This window comes from Cupriavidus ulmosensis (assembly GCF_977008105.1).
Genome location: NZ_CDRMWP010000001.1, coordinates 2,449,186 through 2,465,028 on the forward strand (window position 1 = coordinate 2,449,186; position 15,843 = coordinate 2,465,028).

Annotated in this window: 14 protein-coding genes; 4 read left to right on the top strand and 10 right to left on the bottom strand. The window is 71.7% G+C overall.

The features are described 5' to 3' along the window. Positions 1–15: 15 nt before the first annotated feature. The 7 genes from ACWTPI_RS11150 to tsaB all read right to left on the bottom strand — a co-directional run bounded on the left by ACWTPI_RS11150 (position 16) and on the right by tsaB (position 8,380). Complete coding sequence (locus ACWTPI_RS11150; RefSeq protein WP_454731693.1) at positions 16–2,580, bottom strand: fimbria/pilus outer membrane usher protein; 2,565 nt, start codon at positions 2,578–2,580, stop codon at positions 16–18. 115 nt (positions 2,581–2,695) lie between these two features. Next, positions 2,696–3,448 (bottom strand): fimbria/pilus periplasmic chaperone, encoded by a 753-nt coding sequence (locus ACWTPI_RS11155; protein WP_454731694.1) that lies wholly within the window; start codon positions 3,446–3,448, stop codon positions 2,696–2,698. A gap of 157 nt (positions 3,449–3,605) precedes the next feature. Next, positions 3,606–4,160 carry a fimbrial protein gene (locus ACWTPI_RS11160; RefSeq protein ID WP_059412856.1) on the bottom strand — a complete coding sequence of 185 codons (555 nt, stop codon included), beginning with the start codon at positions 4,158–4,160 and terminating at the stop codon, positions 3,606–3,608. Between the two features lie 600 nt (positions 4,161–4,760). Beyond that, complete coding sequence (locus ACWTPI_RS11165; protein WP_059412857.1) at positions 4,761–6,023, bottom strand: DUF1853 family protein; 1,263 nt, start codon at positions 6,021–6,023, stop codon at positions 4,761–4,763. Then, the gene (locus tag ACWTPI_RS11170) at positions 5,998–7,026 is read right to left on the bottom strand and encodes a uracil-DNA glycosylase (protein ID WP_454731695.1); all 1,029 of its coding nucleotides are present in this window, start codon (positions 7,024–7,026) and stop codon (positions 5,998–6,000) included. The genes ACWTPI_RS11165 and ACWTPI_RS11170 overlap by 26 nt, the downstream gene beginning before the upstream one ends. Next, positions 7,023–7,577, bottom strand: coding sequence for a ribosomal protein S18-alanine N-acetyltransferase (gene rimI, locus ACWTPI_RS11175; RefSeq protein WP_155888047.1), 555 nt, complete (start codon positions 7,575–7,577; stop codon positions 7,023–7,025). The genes ACWTPI_RS11170 and rimI overlap by 4 nt, the downstream gene beginning before the upstream one ends. Positions 7,578–7,591: 14 nt before the next feature. After that, positions 7,592–8,380, bottom strand: a complete 789-nt coding sequence (tsaB, locus tag ACWTPI_RS11180) for a tRNA (adenosine(37)-N6)-threonylcarbamoyltransferase complex dimerization subunit type 1 TsaB (protein WP_029043545.1) — start codon at positions 8,378–8,380, stop codon at positions 7,592–7,594. Positions 8,381–8,581: 201 nt separating this feature from the next. On the opposite strand from tsaB, the gene ACWTPI_RS11185 reads away from it, so the two are divergent. Further along, positions 8,582–8,851, top strand: a complete 270-nt coding sequence (locus ACWTPI_RS11185; protein ID WP_059412860.1) for an acyl-CoA-binding protein — start codon at positions 8,582–8,584, stop codon at positions 8,849–8,851. A 50-nt stretch (positions 8,852–8,901) separates the two neighbouring features. On the opposite strand, the gene ACWTPI_RS11190 is transcribed toward ACWTPI_RS11185, so the two are convergent. Then, on the bottom strand, positions 8,902–10,305 hold the full coding sequence (locus tag ACWTPI_RS11190) for a DHA2 family efflux MFS transporter permease subunit (protein WP_029043544.1): 1,404 nt from the start codon (positions 10,303–10,305) through the stop codon (positions 8,902–8,904). A 110-nt stretch (positions 10,306–10,415) separates the two neighbouring features. Further along, on the bottom strand, positions 10,416–10,886 hold the full coding sequence (locus tag ACWTPI_RS11195) for an SRPBCC family protein (RefSeq protein ID WP_020202733.1): 471 nt from the start codon (positions 10,884–10,886) through the stop codon (positions 10,416–10,418). A gap of 198 nt (positions 10,887–11,084) precedes the next feature. Here ACWTPI_RS11195 and ACWTPI_RS11200 point away from each other — a divergent pair, with 198 nt between their 5' ends. After that, complete coding sequence (locus ACWTPI_RS11200) at positions 11,085–11,525, top strand: VOC family protein (RefSeq protein WP_059412861.1); 441 nt, start codon at positions 11,085–11,087, stop codon at positions 11,523–11,525. Positions 11,526–11,583: 58 nt separating this feature from the next. Beyond that, positions 11,584–12,456, top strand: a complete 873-nt coding sequence (locus ACWTPI_RS11205; RefSeq protein ID WP_454731696.1) for an alpha/beta fold hydrolase — start codon at positions 11,584–11,586, stop codon at positions 12,454–12,456. Between the two features lie 98 nt (positions 12,457–12,554). Here ACWTPI_RS11205 and ACWTPI_RS11210 read toward each other — a convergent pair whose 3' ends face one another. After that, positions 12,555–14,036 (bottom strand): vWA domain-containing protein, encoded by a 1,482-nt coding sequence (locus ACWTPI_RS11210; protein WP_059412863.1) that lies wholly within the window; start codon positions 14,034–14,036, stop codon positions 12,555–12,557. 426 nt (positions 14,037–14,462) lie between these two features. Here ACWTPI_RS11210 and ACWTPI_RS11215 point away from each other — a divergent pair, with 426 nt between their 5' ends. Beyond that, a complete protein-coding gene (locus ACWTPI_RS11215) occupies positions 14,463–15,809 on the top strand; it encodes an LLM class flavin-dependent oxidoreductase (RefSeq protein WP_454731697.1) in 1,347 nt (448 codons plus the stop codon). Positions 15,810–15,843: the final 34 nt, after the last annotated feature.

Sequence of the window (15,843 nt, forward strand, 5' to 3'; positions counted from 1 at the left end):
GCCGCCGTTGTCCGTTCAGCCGACCGTGCAGACGCGCTTGAGGCGCAGCAGCGGGCTGCTGCCCTGCGCATCCGCGGCGGGCTCGATCTCGCACTGCTGGCCGGCGCCGTCGCCCCAGCGCGCCGTGAGCGGGCCGCCGCCCTCCTTGAGGCGCACGTAGATGCGCCCGCCCTGCCCGACCAGCCCGGCGTTGTTGCCGTCGCCGTCGGTGACTTCGGCGCCGAACGGCACCGGCGTGCCATCCGCCAGCGCGGCGTCGATCAGCGCGGCCTGGCCCGACTCGGTGGCATAGCGCAGCATCACCACCGCGCCCGCGCGCGGCGCCACCTGCTGGCTGGTGACCTTGAGCTCGATGTCGTCGGGGATGTTGGCCGGATCGAGCGAGACCTGGTTCTGCCGGTACGGCATCAGGTAGGGCACCACGCCGTAGCCGCGCCCGTCGAGCACCAGGCCCGGATAGCTGTCGATCCTGGCGCCGGCCGCGGCCGGGGCTTCCACCACGGCGAAGGTGTCGCCCGTGTACGGCGAGAAACTCACGCCGCCCGGATGCGCCACCACCGAGCCGCTCAGGCCGACCGACGCATTGCGGTAGCCCGAGCCCTGGCCGTAGGCGGCCTGGATCGAGGTGTAGGGCGTGCGGTACTGGCCGTTGAGCGCGCCCGAGACCTGGCCCGCGGCGCTGCGCGCGGCCGTCACGCCGTAGCTGAACTGGTTGTCCGCGCCCGCCACGCCGCTGACCGTGGTCTGCGCGCTGGTGCCGCCGCCGGTTTCGTGGCCGAGGCTGAACGCGAGCTGCGGCGCGCGGCTTGCGCGGCCGAGCGGCAGCGTCAGGTTGAGCATGAACTGGTTGTCGACGGTGCCGTTGGCGCCGCGCACGCGCGTGGCGGTGACCGAATAGCTCACCGGGCCGATGCGGTTGCTGTAGCCAAGCTGGTACTGCACGTCGTGCGGCTTGCCGTTCCAGTAGTCCTGCGCCAGCGCGCTGGCGAAGACCTGGCCCCAGCCGCGCGGCAGCGGCTGGCTCAGGCTCACCGTGGCGCGGCTCTTGGGGCGGTGCATGGCGCTGATGTCCTGGCCGCTGCGGGCCGCCTCCTCCATGCGCGCGGCGCCGGCGAAATCGACATAGCGGTCCGACGAGAAGCGATAGGTGGCCACCGACAGGTTGCTGCCGGTCTGCTGGAACAGCTTGCTGTAGGCCAGCCGCGTGCTGGTGCCGGCGAAGGTCTGCCCGCCGATCCTGGCGTAGGCGCCGGTGACGTCCATCGACACCGCGCCGAAGCCGGTGTCGAACGCCGCGCCGGCCAGCACCGCCGCGTAGCGGTTGCTGGCCTGCACGCCGGCGTAGCCGGTCAGGCTGTTGGTCAGCCCGCGCTGCACGGTGGCCTGCAGCAGCTTGGGCCGCGCCGACAGCGTGGTGTCGTTGAGCACGCCGGCGGTGACGCTGAAGCGCGTCATGCCGGGGCGCAGCAGCATCGGCACGGCGGCGTAGGGCACGGTGAAGGTGCGCTCGCGCCCGTCGGCCTCGGTCACGGTGACTTGCAGGTCGCCGCCGTAGCCGCTCGGGTAGAGGTCGTCGATGGCGAACGGGCCGGGCGCGACCGGCGTGTCGTAGATCACCACGCCGTTCTGGCGGATCGTCACGCGCGCGTTGGTGTCGGCCACGCCACGCACCACCGGCGCGTAGCCGCGCTGCGAGTCGGGCAGCATGCGGTCGTCGCTGGCGACCTGCGCGCCGAGGAACGGCAGCGTGTCGAACAGCTCGCCCGAGGTGTTCGCGCCGCCCAGCACGAGCCGGCTCTGGAGCGCGGTCAGGTCCTTCTGCACGTAGGTGTTGACGTTCTGGTACTTGCTGCCGGCGCCGGCCTGCGTGCTGAGCGAGCCGTTATGGCGGAAATACCATTCGCCGAGGTTGAAGCCGGCGTTGAGCGAGAGGAAGCCGGACGTGGCGGCGTGGCCGCCCGACTCGCTGCGGTAGACGTTGAGGCCGTAGCCGAGGAAGCCGGCGGTCACGCCGCTGTCCCACAGCGCCGGGTTCACATAGCCGCGCGGCGTGCGCCGCGCCATGTCCTGCGGAATGCTGACCTCGAGGCGCAACTGGCCCGGGTCCAGCGTGGCGGTGGCGTGCGGCACGATCTCAGGCAGTGTCAGGCACGCGCCCGGCGCCGCCAGCGCCGCGACCACGCCGGCGTCGACCTTGGACATGTCCACGCCGAGCTGGTCGAGCTGCGCCAGCGTGATGCAGACCCTGGCGCCGCCCGGCTCGCCGCCGGCCTTGACCTGCACGTCGGTATAGCCCAGCAGCTGACCGTTCACGGTAAGTTCCGCGCGGTATTCGCCGGGCAGCACCGGGTTGCCATGCTGATAGCGCGACAGGTCGGCCTTGTGCCCGCCCTGCCGCACGAGGAAGTCGTCGTTGAACTCGACGCTGGCCACCGTCATCGGTGCGGCTGCCGCGGCGTTCGCGGGCGTGGGCGCCGCCCATGCGCCGCCCATGCCGAACAGGACCAGCAACGCCAGGCACAGCGGCGTGCGTTGCGTGGAGAGGGTGTTCCTGGTGCGGTTCGAGATGTCGGGGCGCATGGTTTTGCAGGCCGTTGGGCAATGTGGCCCCCACGGCGGCGAACATGCGGCCTGCCGCGAGAACCCGGGTGACTGGAAGAAGGTGCGGAGGGCGCGGCGCTGGGGCCGCGCGCGCCTACCTGGCGACGGCGCCAGCCTTGTTGTCGATGACGGCGCCGTAGTCGTTGACGGTGGTGAAGACCACCTGTGCATCGCCGGCCGGCCGGGCCAGGCCTTCGACCGGCAGCTCGATGCTGCCGAGCGGCGGCACCATCTCGGCCTTGGCCTGATAGCGCTTGCCGCCGGTCTCGACCGCCGCGCTGGCGATGCTGACGTGGTAAGGCGTGGGATTGCTCGCCTTGGCCACATAGCCGCCGGCACCACCGGCGGCCGGCTGGATGGCCCAGGTCAGCCTGGCGGGCGCGCTGTTGGCGTCGCCGGGCAAGCCGCTGGGGCGGAAGAAAATCTTGAGGCGCGAGCGGAACGCCATCTGCAGCACGTTGGCGGGTGCATCGCTCTGGAGCTTGGGCGGGACTTCGAGCACATTGAGCCAGTAGACCGATTCGCGGTCCTGCGGCAACGGCTCCTGCGTATAGACCAGGCGCAGCGACTGTCCCTTGCCGGGGTCGATGCGCGCGATCGGCGGCAGCAGCGTGAACGGCATGCTGGCGGTGTTGGCGTCGGCACGGGCATTGCCATCGTCGACCCAGCTTTGCAGCAGCGCCGGCACCTTGCCGTCGTTGGTCACTTTGACCGTGACCTGCTTGGCCTGCGCCGGATAGATGACGCGCGTGCCGGAAATGACCACGCCGGCCCATGCGCTTGCCGCCGAGCCCAGCATGGCGGCGGCGAGTGCCGCGGCGGCCAGCTTGCGTGTTCGTTGTCCCATGATGGTTCCCCTGGTTGCCTTGTTGGTTTCCCGTATCCGGTGGATCCCGGCCGGTTTCTGTCGATCCCGGCCGGTCCCTTCCGTTGCTTCCCCTTCTTGCTGGTGACTCGCCTTCCGGCAGCCCTTACGGGCAGGCTGCCGGCATGGCGGCGGGCGATTACTTGTAGTCGATCGAGTAGGTCACCTGGCCGGTCACGGCGCCCGGCTGGACTTCGTCGCTCATCGCGCGGTAGGCGACGATGTACGGCAGCTCGGCCGCGCCGGCGGACAGTTCGTACTTGGTGGAGCTGTCCTGGTTGGAGCCGACCTTGATCGGCTGGCCGCTGGTGGGATCCAGGAGAGCCAGTTCGACGTTCTTGGCAGCGTCTTCGCCGGTGGTGAGGTTCGCCAGCGTGCCGCGGTCGAGGTCTACGCCGGGGCCGGCTTCGAAGAACGCCGATGCCGTGGTGGCGGGACCGCTGCATTCCTTCAGGCCGACCACGAAGCGCGTCAGGCCGGACAGGGCGTCGGTGGAGCTCAGCGTGGCGGCGGCGACGGAGGGCAGCACCACGGTGGCGGCCGCCGGCGTTTCCGTGCCGTTGACGCTGATCTTGCAGGTCTGGGCAATCACTTCGCCTTCGAAGTTGATGGTGCCGTCGGAGGCTTGCGCACCGGTGGCGACAGCGGCCAGGGCGGCGGTGGCGAGCAGGGTGCGGATAATGTTCTTGGTCATGGCGTTTTCCAGTTGGTTGAGGTTGGTGAAAATGCACCGTAAAATGCGAAATCTTCATTTTCTCCGGTGCCTGACCTGTTTCCCGGGCCAGTGACTGAATTCTAATTTTCCGGTCCTTGGCTGTTAATTTGACCAGTACCAAGATTGGTAACGGATTTATAGGACTTGTACTAATCGCCAATTTTTCGGCACAAAAAGAGTCACCAAGATCACTTTAATGACGGCAATCCATATTCACGAATTCGCACATTCACGGTGACTTAGAAACAAAGAAGACACATTTCAGCAATTTTTGGTCAACAAACTGGCGAAACACGCGAACGGCGGTGCAAAACCCCGCGAAAGGCGCCGTCCGACCCGGAGCATCGGACAAATTCGCCTCCGGATCTGCATGGACTAGGACCAGCTGGAAATGCCATTTCCGCCATTCACGGACGGACGTATTTTCAATGCCGGCGGCGATGGAAAACGGGAAAATGAAGCGGTGCGGGAATGCCGGAAAAAGCGCGCGCGATGGCCCGCCCGCCATTCGCGGCAACGGAGATTATCGGAGGAGAATATGCCCGGGCTTCGGGCAGCGCGCGGCGGCGCGCGGCAGTGCTATTCGGCCGCCCGGGCCACGCGCTGCCGCGCCCGCTCTTCCCAGCCGGGCGGCACCACGAAGCCGCGCGTGCGCTCGCGCCAGAGACCGGGCGCGAGCGGCCCGGCGGGCTCCAGCTCGCACAGCATGACGGGCGCCTCGCGCCGCCAGCTCTTGTCGTGCCGGGTTTCCGCGAAGCGCAGCGCCAGCGCGTCGCGCACGGTGGCCAGCGGCTCGGTCTGCGCCCACGGCACCAGGGCCGGCGCCATCCACGCCGAGCGCGGCAGGCGGAACCAGCGCGAACCCGCGCGCGTGGCGGCCCAGTCCGCCCACTCCGGCAGCGTGTCCCACCAGCCGTGCAGATGGTCCGGCGCGATGCCGAGGTCGCGCACGCCGGCCGGGACGCGGCCATTGCGGTAGAACAGCCAGCCGAGCAGGTAGACCTCGCTGCGGTCCACCTTGCGCCCCAGCAGCGCGAACGCCTCGGGCATGTGCGACAGCGCCAGCTGGCGGTGCACGAGATGGCCGAGCTTGTCCCCCAGGCGGTCCACCAGGTTGGGGCCGACGAAATGATGCAGCCGGGGCGGCGCGGCATCGCCGCGCTGCGCCTCGGGGACGGGATCGACCAGCAGGTAGAACTTGGCCGCCATCTCCCAGTGCACGATGGCGCCGCTGCCGGCGTCGCGCCAGACGAAGTCGAGCTCGCCCAGCGTCTGGACGCCATGCGCGCCGGCGCGCCGCACCGGCAAGTTGGCCGCCAGCAGTTCCAGCCCGGGGGTATGTTCCAGCGTGAACTGGAGCAGGCGCTCGGCGTGGCGCCCCAGCCGCAGGCTGGGCGCGTGCGCGGCGCCGTGCGGGCGCGGATGCTCGCGGCCCGCCGCCAGTTCGGCGATGGTGGGCGGCAGCGCGCCGGGATCGGCCGACAGCAGCCAGCGCTGCCAGCCCGCCAGCGCGCCGTCGGGCCAGCGCGCCAGCCCCGGGGCGATGCCGTTGGTGGTGCCGTTGAGAGCACCGTCGATGGCGGGATGGGTAACGCCGCCAGGACTGGCGGACATGCCGGCGGGAACCGCGCCGCCCGCCCTTTCTGCGGCCCTTTCTGCGGCCTCTTCTACGACCCCTCCCGCAGCCGCTACCGCCGGCAGGAACGCCAGCAGGGGCGGCGACAGCGAGCACCAGGCCAGTTCGCGCAGGCGCTGCGAAGCGGCATGACGCCACAGCGGCGCCACCTCGATGGCGCCGCCGGGGCCCAGGGCGGCGTCAGGCCTTGGCTCCCGCACGGGCATGCACCTCGCGGGCCAGGCAAAGGTCCTCCCACGCGCGCGCCTTGTCCGACAGCGTGCGCAGCAGGTAGGCCGGGTGATAGGTCACCACCACCGGGATGCCTTCGTAGCTGTGCACGCTGCCGCGCAGCTTGCCGATCGGCGTGGTGGTGCGCAGCAGCGACTGCGCGGCGAAGCGGCCCAGCACCACGATCAGCCTGGGCTGCACCAGCGCGATCTGGCGGCGCAGGTAGGGCTCGCACTGCGCGACCTCGTCCGGCTCCGGGTTGCGGTTGCCGGGCGGGCGGCATTTCAGCACGTTGGCGATGAAGACATTGCGCCCGCGCGCCAGGCCGACCGCGGCCAGCATGTTGTCGAGCAGCTTGCCGGCCACGCCGACGAAGGGCTCGCCCTGCTTGTCCTCGTTCTCGCCGGGCGCCTCGCCCACCAGCATCCACTCGGCCTGGCGGTCGCCGACGCCGAACACGGTCTGGGTGCGGCGGTCGCACAGGCCGCAGTCGGTGCAGCCCGAGACGCGCGCCTCCAGCCCGGCCCAGTCGAGGCCGGCGATGACCGCCTCGCGCGAGCCGGCGGACGCCGGCATGGCGGGCTGCGCGGGGGCCAGCGCGAGCGCGGGCGGCGCTTCCGTTCGCGGTTCCGTCCGCGCCTCCGGACGAATTTCCGGACGAATTTCCGGACGAATTTCCGGGCGAATTTCCGGGCGAATCTCCGCCGGCGGCCGCTGCGCGGCTTCCGGCCCGGCCCGGTCGCGCACGGACGGCGGCGCCATTGCCGCATCCCCGGCGGCGACGGCCGGCGCTTCGGGCGGCACTTCGGGCGGCGCGGCAACGGCGGCGGCAACCGGCTCGGCGGCAACGTCCGCGGCGAGATTCACGGCGAGATCCGCGGCGAGATCCGCGGCGACATCCGGCTCCGCCGTCCGGTCCTGCGGCAATGCCGGCGCGTGGCGCGGCACCCACTCCTCGCTCACGCCCAGCACTTCGAGAAAACGCGCGCGCCGGTTCATGCCTGGCCCTCCGCGGGCGGCCACGCGCGGCGCAGCACCAGGGCGTCCTCGCGGGTCTGGCCGGCCGCCGGGTAATAGCCCTTGCGCCGGCCGATCTCGGCGAAGCCCGCCTGGCGGTAGAGTTCGATCGCGCCGGTGTTGGACGGCCGCACTTCCAGCAGCATGGTGTGCAGGTGATGCGCGTGCGCGGTGGCCAGCGCGGCGGCCAGCATCAGCCGGCCCAGGCCGGTGCGCTGGCGCGCCGGGTCCACGGTGATGTTGAGCAGGTGCATCTCGTCCACCACCGGCATCAGCACGGCGTAGGCGGCCAGCGCGCCGGCCGGGTCGCGCAGCGTCATGCCGAGGTGGCCGGCCTTGACCGAATTCTCGAAATTGCCGCGCGTCCACGGATGGCTGTAGGCGCGCGCCTCGATGCCGGCCACGGCCTCGACGTCGAGCGCGCTCATGCGCCCGATCGCCCAGCCCGCCCCCAGCACCGGCATGACCGGCACTTCCGGCCAGCCGGCGGACGGCGGCGCCGGCGGCGCGCCGGCCTCGGCGGCAAGCGGCATGCTGCGGCGCGCGCTCATGGCCGTTCTCCGGTGGCGGCCAGCGCGGCGCGCTGCGCGGCGATGGCCTGGCGCTCGGCAATGGTCTGGGCGACCTTGTCGCGCAGGTAGATCGGCATGGCGTCCTCCGGCGCGACAGTCTCGTTGCGCGCCAGCGCGCGCAGCGCGATCGACACCAGCGCGGGCGCGGCGGGCAGCGCGCCGGGCACGCTGTGCTGCGCCAGCGCGGCGGCGGCGAGGCGCTCGCCGAACACGGCGGCGGCGTTGCCAGCCAGCCAGAACGGCGCGGGCGGCAAGGTCACCGCCTCGGGCGGGCACACCTGCATGGCGGTGACGGGCTGCCATTGCTGCGCGGCCTCGTCCCAGGCGAAGGCGCCGGCATAGGCTTCGTCCATGCGGGCATCCAGCGCCACCAGCACCGGCACGCCGGGCGGCAACGCGGGCGCGCCCGCCTCACTCGCCTCACCCACTTCACCCAGGCGCACGCGCTCGGCGCAGGCCATCAGCGAATTGACGGGAACCACCGGCAGGCCCGCGCCGAAGGCCAGGCCCTGGGCCACGCCGCAGGCGGTGCGCAGGCCGGTGAAGGAGCCGGGCCCGGCGCCGAAGGCGATGGCGGCGCAGTCGGCCAGCGCGATGCCGGCCTCGGCCAGCAGCTCGCCGGCGGCCGGCAGCACCCGCGCGGACGAGCGCGGGCCGGTGTGTTCATGACGCACCAGGCACTCCAGGGCGCCGCCTCGGGCAAGGCGCCCGAGCGCGACGGAGCACCACTCGGTGGAGGTTTCGACAGCAAGAATCCAGGACATGGCGAGATTGTATCCGTTGCCACCTCAAAAGCTGAACTTGCGCGCGCGCGGCTGCCGCGCGCCGCCGGGGCGGCGGGCCGGACCGAGGCCTTCCTCGGTTTCTTTGCGCCCAAACGCGCGGCGGCGGGCGCTATCATCGCGCTGTCCGCGCCCGGCCCCGCCTCGCGCCCCGCCATTCCCCCAACGCACCCAGGAGACCCCATGAGCGACCTGCAGGCCCGCTTCGCCCAAGCCCAGCTCGACGTCAAGCAACTGACCGAGCGCCCCAGCAACATGACCCTGCTGCGCCTCTACGCGCTGTTCAAGCAAGGCAGCGAAGGCGATGTCCACGGCGACAAGCCCGGCATGACCGATTTCGTCGGCCGCTACAAGTTCGAGGCCTGGGAGGCCATCAAGGGCACCAGCAAGGACGAGGCGATGGAAAAGTACGTCGCGCTGGTCGAGGAACTGCGCAGCGGCACGGCCGCCTGAACCCCGCCGCCGGGGCGCGCCCCGGCCCGCCATGCGTTCATGCCGGCCCGCTAGGCCGGCAGCGGCCGCGGCCGGATGCGCCACGCCGCCAGGATGGCGGTGGCGATCACCAGCCCGACCGCGAGGAAGGTCTCGTCGAACGCGCGGATGCGCGCCGCGGCGTCGCCCTCCGGCCCCAGCACCGCGCCCTGCGCCGCGAGCCGCCACTGCAGGCCCACGCCGGCCAGGCTCACGCCGATGGCACCGCCGAGCTGGCGCAGGAAATTGATGCAGCTCGAGCCCTGCGCGATCAGTGAATAGTCCACCCCGCGCATCGCGCCCAGCGTCAGCGACGGCAGGATGCAGCCCAGCCCGATGCGCCCCACGATCGCCCACGCCACCAGCAGCAGGTACGGCGTGGCCTGCGAGCCCAGCGCCATCAGCAGGAAGGACGCCGCCAGCAGCGCCAGCCCGAACGAGACCTGCCGGTGCGGCGCGATGCGGTTGGTCAGCCGCCCCGCCGCGGCGATGGTGAAGGCCAGCGCCAGCCCGGCCGGCAGCAGCACCAGCCCCGCGCGCGACGGCGTGTAGGCCAGCGCCATCTGCATGTAGACCGGCAGCAGGTAGGTCGAGCCGAACAGGCCCGCGCCGTAGATGAAGGCCACCACCGCGCCGGCGGCGAACTGGCGGTAGCTGTACAGGCGCATGTTCATCAGCGGATGCGCCGCGCGCAGCTGCCACAGCACGAACAGCACCAGCATCAGCACGCCGAAGCCCGCCAGCGCCAGCCCGGCCGGCAGGCTCTCGCGCATCTGCACCACGCCGTTGAGCAGGCTCACGGTGGCGATGCCGGCCAGGCCCAGGCCGCGCCAGTCGAGCGGCTTGCGCTCGCCCATCATGGCCGAATCCACCGCCATGAAGCGGCGCGCCATCCACAGGCCGATCAGCGTCAGCGGCACCACCACGAAGAAGATCGAGCGCCAGCCGAACGCCTCCACCAGGAAGCCGCCCACGCTCGGGCCCACCGCCGGCGCCAGCACCACGCCGAAGCCGAACAGGCCGATCGCCTTGCCCTGCTCGCGCTCGGCGAACACGCGCAGGATCAGGATGTTGGGCAGCGGCTGCAGGATGCCCGCGGCGATGCCCTCGGCCACGCGCATGGCGATCATCACCGCGTAGGTCGGCGAGAAACCGCCCACCAGCCCACCCGCGCCCAGCAGCAGCAGGCTGCCCACGAAAGTGCGGCGCAGGCCGTAGCGGTTGAGCAGCCACGGCGTGAGCAGCATCGACAGCGTCATGGCGATCATGAAGCTGGCCGCCACCCATTGCGCGCGCTCCTGGCCCAGCGCGAAATGCCGGCTCAGCGCCGGCACGGCCACGTTGACGATGGTGGAGGAGACGATCGACGACACCGTGCCGAGCATCAGCGTCAGCAGCACCAGCCAGCGCAACTGCTCGCCGTAGCGCGCGCGCAGCGATGCCCGCGTGGGGCCGCCGCCCGCCCTGCCCGGCGCCGTGTCCGTGGCGTCGTTGGCCTGCGCGCCGTCCGTCGGCCCGCCGGGGGCGGGCGGCGAAGGCTGCGCGCTCACCCCAGGCGCCCGCTGGCGGCCAGTTCGCGGATCTTGCGCACGGTGTCGATGTCGGCCTCGTGATAGGCCGACTTGACGATCTCGGCGTAGCGGTCGTCGCCGCGCTCGTCGATGGCCGGCATGGTGGTCTCGTAGACGAAGCGCAGCAGCAGCGCGCCCGGGCCCGGCGTCTCGATCGCCATCGTCAGCGTGCCGCCGGCATGCTCGGCGGTGGCGGCGGTTTCGTAGCGCACCTCGCGGCGCGGCACGAACACCACGCGGTCGCGGATCGTGGCCTTGCCGAAATGCAGCACCCGCACCACGAAGTCGTCACCCCGCGCCACGATCTCGGCACGGTCCAGGCCCAGGACGAACAGCTCGGGCTCCGCCGAGCGCAGCACCAGCCCTTGCCAGAGCTGTTCCGGCGTCAGCGTGTCCAACTGGATATTGCGTGGATCGTTGATCTCCACAAGGTGCTCGAAGCGCAACTTCCCTCTCCTGGTCGATGGTTAGCCGACATTATGAAGGTTCCGCGTCAAGGTCTGCAGCAAAACTTCCCCGGCGCCGCCTGCCCGCGCCATGCCCCGGCAAGCGCGCCGGCCCGCAACACTCCTGACAGTTACTGTCAGGAGTGCCGGCGCACAATCGCGGCCCGATCACGCCCGCGACGCGGGCAGGAGACTGCGATGCAATTGCTGATCCAACTCGATGTCGACGACCTCGCGCGCGGCATCGGCTTCTATCGACGCGGACTGGGACTGAGCCTGGCGCGCACCCTGTCCGGCGGCGCGGTGGCGGAAATGCGCGGCGGCGGCGCGCCGATCTACCTGCGCGCGGGCCGCGCCGCCATGCCCGGCATGCGGCGCCCGCGCCGGACGCCCGCGCGGCTCGACTTCGTCGTGGCCGACCTGGAAGCCGCCATCGAGCGCGCGCTGGCAGCGGGCGCCGAACTGGAAGACTGGCCGCAGGACCTGCCCGAGGGCCGCTGCGCCATGCTGTGCGATCCGTTCGGACACGGGCTGTGCTTCGTCGAATGGCACGGCCACGACCATGCGCCGCACCACGCGCCGGCGGCGGGCCGCCCGCCCCGCCGGGCGCCCGCGCGCGGCGGGGCCCTGCCTGGCTGAGCCAGCCACGCGCGGCGATAATGGCGGCAGCACATCCACGTGGGCGGAGGAAAACCCGATGAGCGACGACCCGCCATCCGGCGGCCGGACCGGCCGCCTGCTGTCCGACGGCTTCGCGCTGCGCTACCGGCTCGAGGGCGAAGGCGAGGACCCGCCCCTGCTGGTCGTCGGCAGCGCCATCTACCATCCGCGCACCTTCTCGCAGGCGCTGCGGCGCAGGCGCCGGCTGGCCTTCATCGACCACCGCGGCTTCGCCGGCATCGAGCGGCCGCTGGCCGCGCAGGACGCCGCGCTCGAACGGGTCGTCGGCGACATCGAACGGATGCGGCTGCACCTGGGCCTGGCCCGCGTGGACATCCTCGGCCATTCCGGCAACGGCTACCTGGCGCTGGAATACGCGCGCCGTTTCCCCGCGCATGTCGGCCACGTGGTGGCCGTGGCGACCAGCCCGGATTTCTCGCCGGCGCACCTGGCGGCGCAGGAGCGGCGCTGGCAGGAAACCGTCGCGCCGGAACGCAAGCGCATCGACGCGGAACAGATGGCGGCGCTCGCCCGGGACCTCGCCGCGCAGCCGGACCAGGGCTTCATCGCGCTGTGCATCCGGATGCGCGCGCGCAGCTGGTTCGACCCGCGCTACGACCCCGCGCCGCTGTGGCGCGGCGTGCGCGTGAACATGCCGGTCATCGACCGGCTGTGGGGCGAGACCTTCCGCGATCTCGACATGCATGCGCTGCTGCGCGAGGTCCGCGCGCCGATCCTGCTCGCGCTCGGGCGCTGCGACTACCTGAGCGCGCCGGCCTCAGCCTGGGACGCCTATCGCGCCGACGCGCACCGGCTGACCGTGCGGCACTTCGAGCGCAGCGCGCACTCGCCGCAGATGGAGGAGCCCGCGCTGTTCGACCAGGCCCTGCTGGAACATCTGCAAGGCTGAACGCAAGGCGGGCGGCAGCGCCGCGCGCCCTGCCGTCACCAAGACGCGCAGACCGGCGAGAGCGCAACGCCGGCGCCCCGCCAGCCCTGCGGCCGCGCTCAGCGGATCTGCAGGTCGCGCCTGATCTGCGCGCTGCCCTGCCTGACCGTGATGGTCAGGACGTCGCCCGAGACCGGCGGCGTCGCCAGGCTGGCCAGGTACTGGAAGCGGATGCCGGTCTGGATGCTCTGGAACAGGCCGGCCAGGTCGGTGCCCTCGACCCGCTTGTATTCGCCGCCGGTGTCGGCCGCCATCTTCTGCATGTCGGGCTCGTTGACGTCGCCCTGCCTGCCGAACGCGACCGTGTACAGCGGCACGCCCTTGGCCTGCGCCGCGCCGATGACGCTGGCGGGCGAGTACGGCGAGACATTGTTCTGCCCGTCCGTCATCGCCACCACGATGCGGCGCGCGTTGACCCCGGCATCGAGCAGGCCGAGGCCGGCCTGCGTGGCGGCATAGAACGCCGTGGTGCCGCCATAGCGGTAGCCGCCGCGGATCTGCCAGTCGCCGGTGGCCGGGTGGACCGGGTCGGGACCGTTGCCGCCGTAGATCTGCGAATCGTCGTTGTACAGGTCCACCACCGGGCGCAGCGCGGCGATGTCCTGCGTCAGCCCGCTGGCGCTGAAGCGGTAAGCGGCCACCGCCGCGCCGCCGCGATACCAGTTGTAGTTGCGCGCCAGGTTGGCATCGTCGATCTTCTCCACCTTGCTGTCGAAGATCACCACGCCGGCCTCGTCGGCGCCGCTGCGAAGGCCGTCGAGCAGCACGTGGCCGGCCGCGCCGGCGATCCGCAGCGCGCTCTTGCCGGTCGTGCCGACCGCGCCGAACATCGAGCCGCTGGCATCCATCACCATCGCCACGCTGGCATTCTGCGCGGCGCTGGCGCCGTAGGACAGCGCGCCCAGCGGCAACGCCGTGCCGGCCACGGCAAAGCCGAAATCCGCGGCGGCCAGGCCCAATACGGCCTTGCCGGTCTTGTCGTCGGTCACGGTCAGCGCGACCTTGCCGCCGCCGAGGTCCTGGACCACGCTGAGTACGTAGGTGGCGTTGGCCGGCAGCGCCGACACCGGCGGCTTGCCGGCGCCCGCGCCGACGATGAAGGACGACAGCGGACGGCTGATCGCGCCCAGGCTGCCGGGCTGGGCATGCGCCTGCACCGCGGTGTCGGGCACGTCGCCCGAGAAGGCCCCGCAGGCATCGGTGGTCAGGGTGGCGACCACCGTGCCGTCGGCGCTGCTGAAGTGCACGGCGAGCGCGGCGAGCGGGTCGTAGCCATCGGGCACCTCGGGGCAGGCCACGCTGGCGGGCTTGCGCAGCGCCGTGCCCGCCTGGCGCACGATCATGATGCCGCGCGCGGCGCTGTCCTGCGGCTGTACCAGGACGCCGGCCACCGCCACCGTCTTCGGCGCGGCGGGAGCCGAAGGATCGGGGCTGGCCGGCGCCATGCCCGCGGGCGTGCCATTGCCATCGTCGGAGCCGCCGCAGGCGGCCAGTACCGCCACCGCCAGCAGGCTGAGCACGGCATGTCGAAATTCGCGCATCGATTCTTCCTCGGGAAAATGCAGTTATCGTTCTGTCGCGACGCATTCGCGCGGCCATGCCTGCCGGCAACGCAAGCGCATTCGCCCGCCGATGATTCCATCGCCGGCCCGGAAAAGGCGTCAGCCGTATTTGTACGAAGCGAGGGAAACGTCTGGCGATGGTGACAAAAGGAACAAAGCCGCCGCGCTTGATCCAGCGCAAGGAATCGAGGCGGCGGATGTGCCGCCGGCCGGCCGCGCGCGCCGCCACGCCAAACGGATAAGCAAGCGCGCTTTGCTTCGTTGGTGGCGCGCGCGGCTTGTTCTATCGTCAAGCCTTCGCAGGCCCTGCGCGGCACTCCCGCGCTCCACGCAACCCGAGTACAAGACCCGCGCCGTGGACCGCCGGGTGCCCGGCGAAGGCCATCCGCAACCGGGGACATTCCAATGAGCGCCACCACACGCCCGCGCCAGCTTCACCTCAACATCAACCTGCTGCACTCTGGCTTCGTGCCGTCCGCGTGGCGGCTGCCCGAGGCCGATCCCTACGCCTTCGCCGACGTGCGCCACTACGTGCGCGTGGCGCGGATCGCCGAGGCCGCCAAGCTCGACGCCGTGTTCCTGGCCGACAGCGCCGCCATCGTCGACCAGATCCACTTCCGCCCGATCACCGCGCTGGAGCCGACCGTGCTGCTGGCCAGCGTCGCCGCGGCCACCACGCATATCGGCCTGATCGGCACGGCCTCGACCAGCTACAACGAGCCCTACAACATCGCGCGGCGCTTCGCCACGCTGGACCACGTGAGCGGCGGGCGCGCCGGCTGGAACGTCGTGACCACCGCCGACGTGCCGTCGGCGCGCAACTTCGGGCGCGAGGCCGCGCCGGACCACGCGCAGCGCTACGCGCGCGCGGCCGAGTTCACCGCGGTGGTCAAGGCGCTGTGGGACAGCTGGGAGGACGACGCCTTCATCGGCGACAAGGCCGGCGGGCGCTTCATCGATCCCGGCAAGGTGCATCCGGTCGCCCATCACGGCGAGCACTTCAGCGTGCAGGGCCCGCTCAACCTGCCGCGCCCGCCGCAGGGCCACCCGGTGGTGGTGCAGGCGGGCGGCTCCGCCGACGGGCGCGAGCTGGCCGCGCGCCATGCCGAGGCGGTGTTCTCGGCCTCGCAGTCGTTCGAGGAATCGCTGGCCTACGGGCGCGAGCTCAAGTCGCGCGCGCAGGCGCTCGGGCGCGGGCCGGACGCGGTGCAGGTGCTGGCCGGCCTCACCACCATCATCGGCTCCACCGAGGCGCAGGCACGCCGGCGCCGCGACGAGCTGGTCGACCTGATCCCGTGGGACTACAGCCTCGCGCGGCTGGCCGGCATCCTCGGCATCGCGCCGGAGCGCCTCAGGCTCGACGAGCGCCTGCCCGACAACCTCGCGCTGCCCGCCAGCGGCAACGGCAACCACACCTTCTTCAACGCCACGCTGGCCACCGCGCGCCGCCACGGCTACACCGTGCGCGAGCTGGTGCGCGAACTGGCCGGCGGCGGCGGGCACCGCGTGATCGTCGGCACGCCCGAGCAGATCGCCGACGACATCGAGCACTGGTTCCGCCACGGCGCGGCCGACGGCTTCAACCTGATGCCCGACGCCCTGCCCGGCGGGCTGCAGGATTTCGTCGACGGCGTGGTGCCGATCCTGCAGCGCCGCGGCATCTTCCGCACCGAGTACGAAGGCACCACCCTGCGCGACCACCTCGGGCTGGCGCGCCCGCGGGGCCGGCAAGGCGCGCGCAAGGCCGCCTGACACGCAAGGGACAACCAACCAAGGGACAACTCAT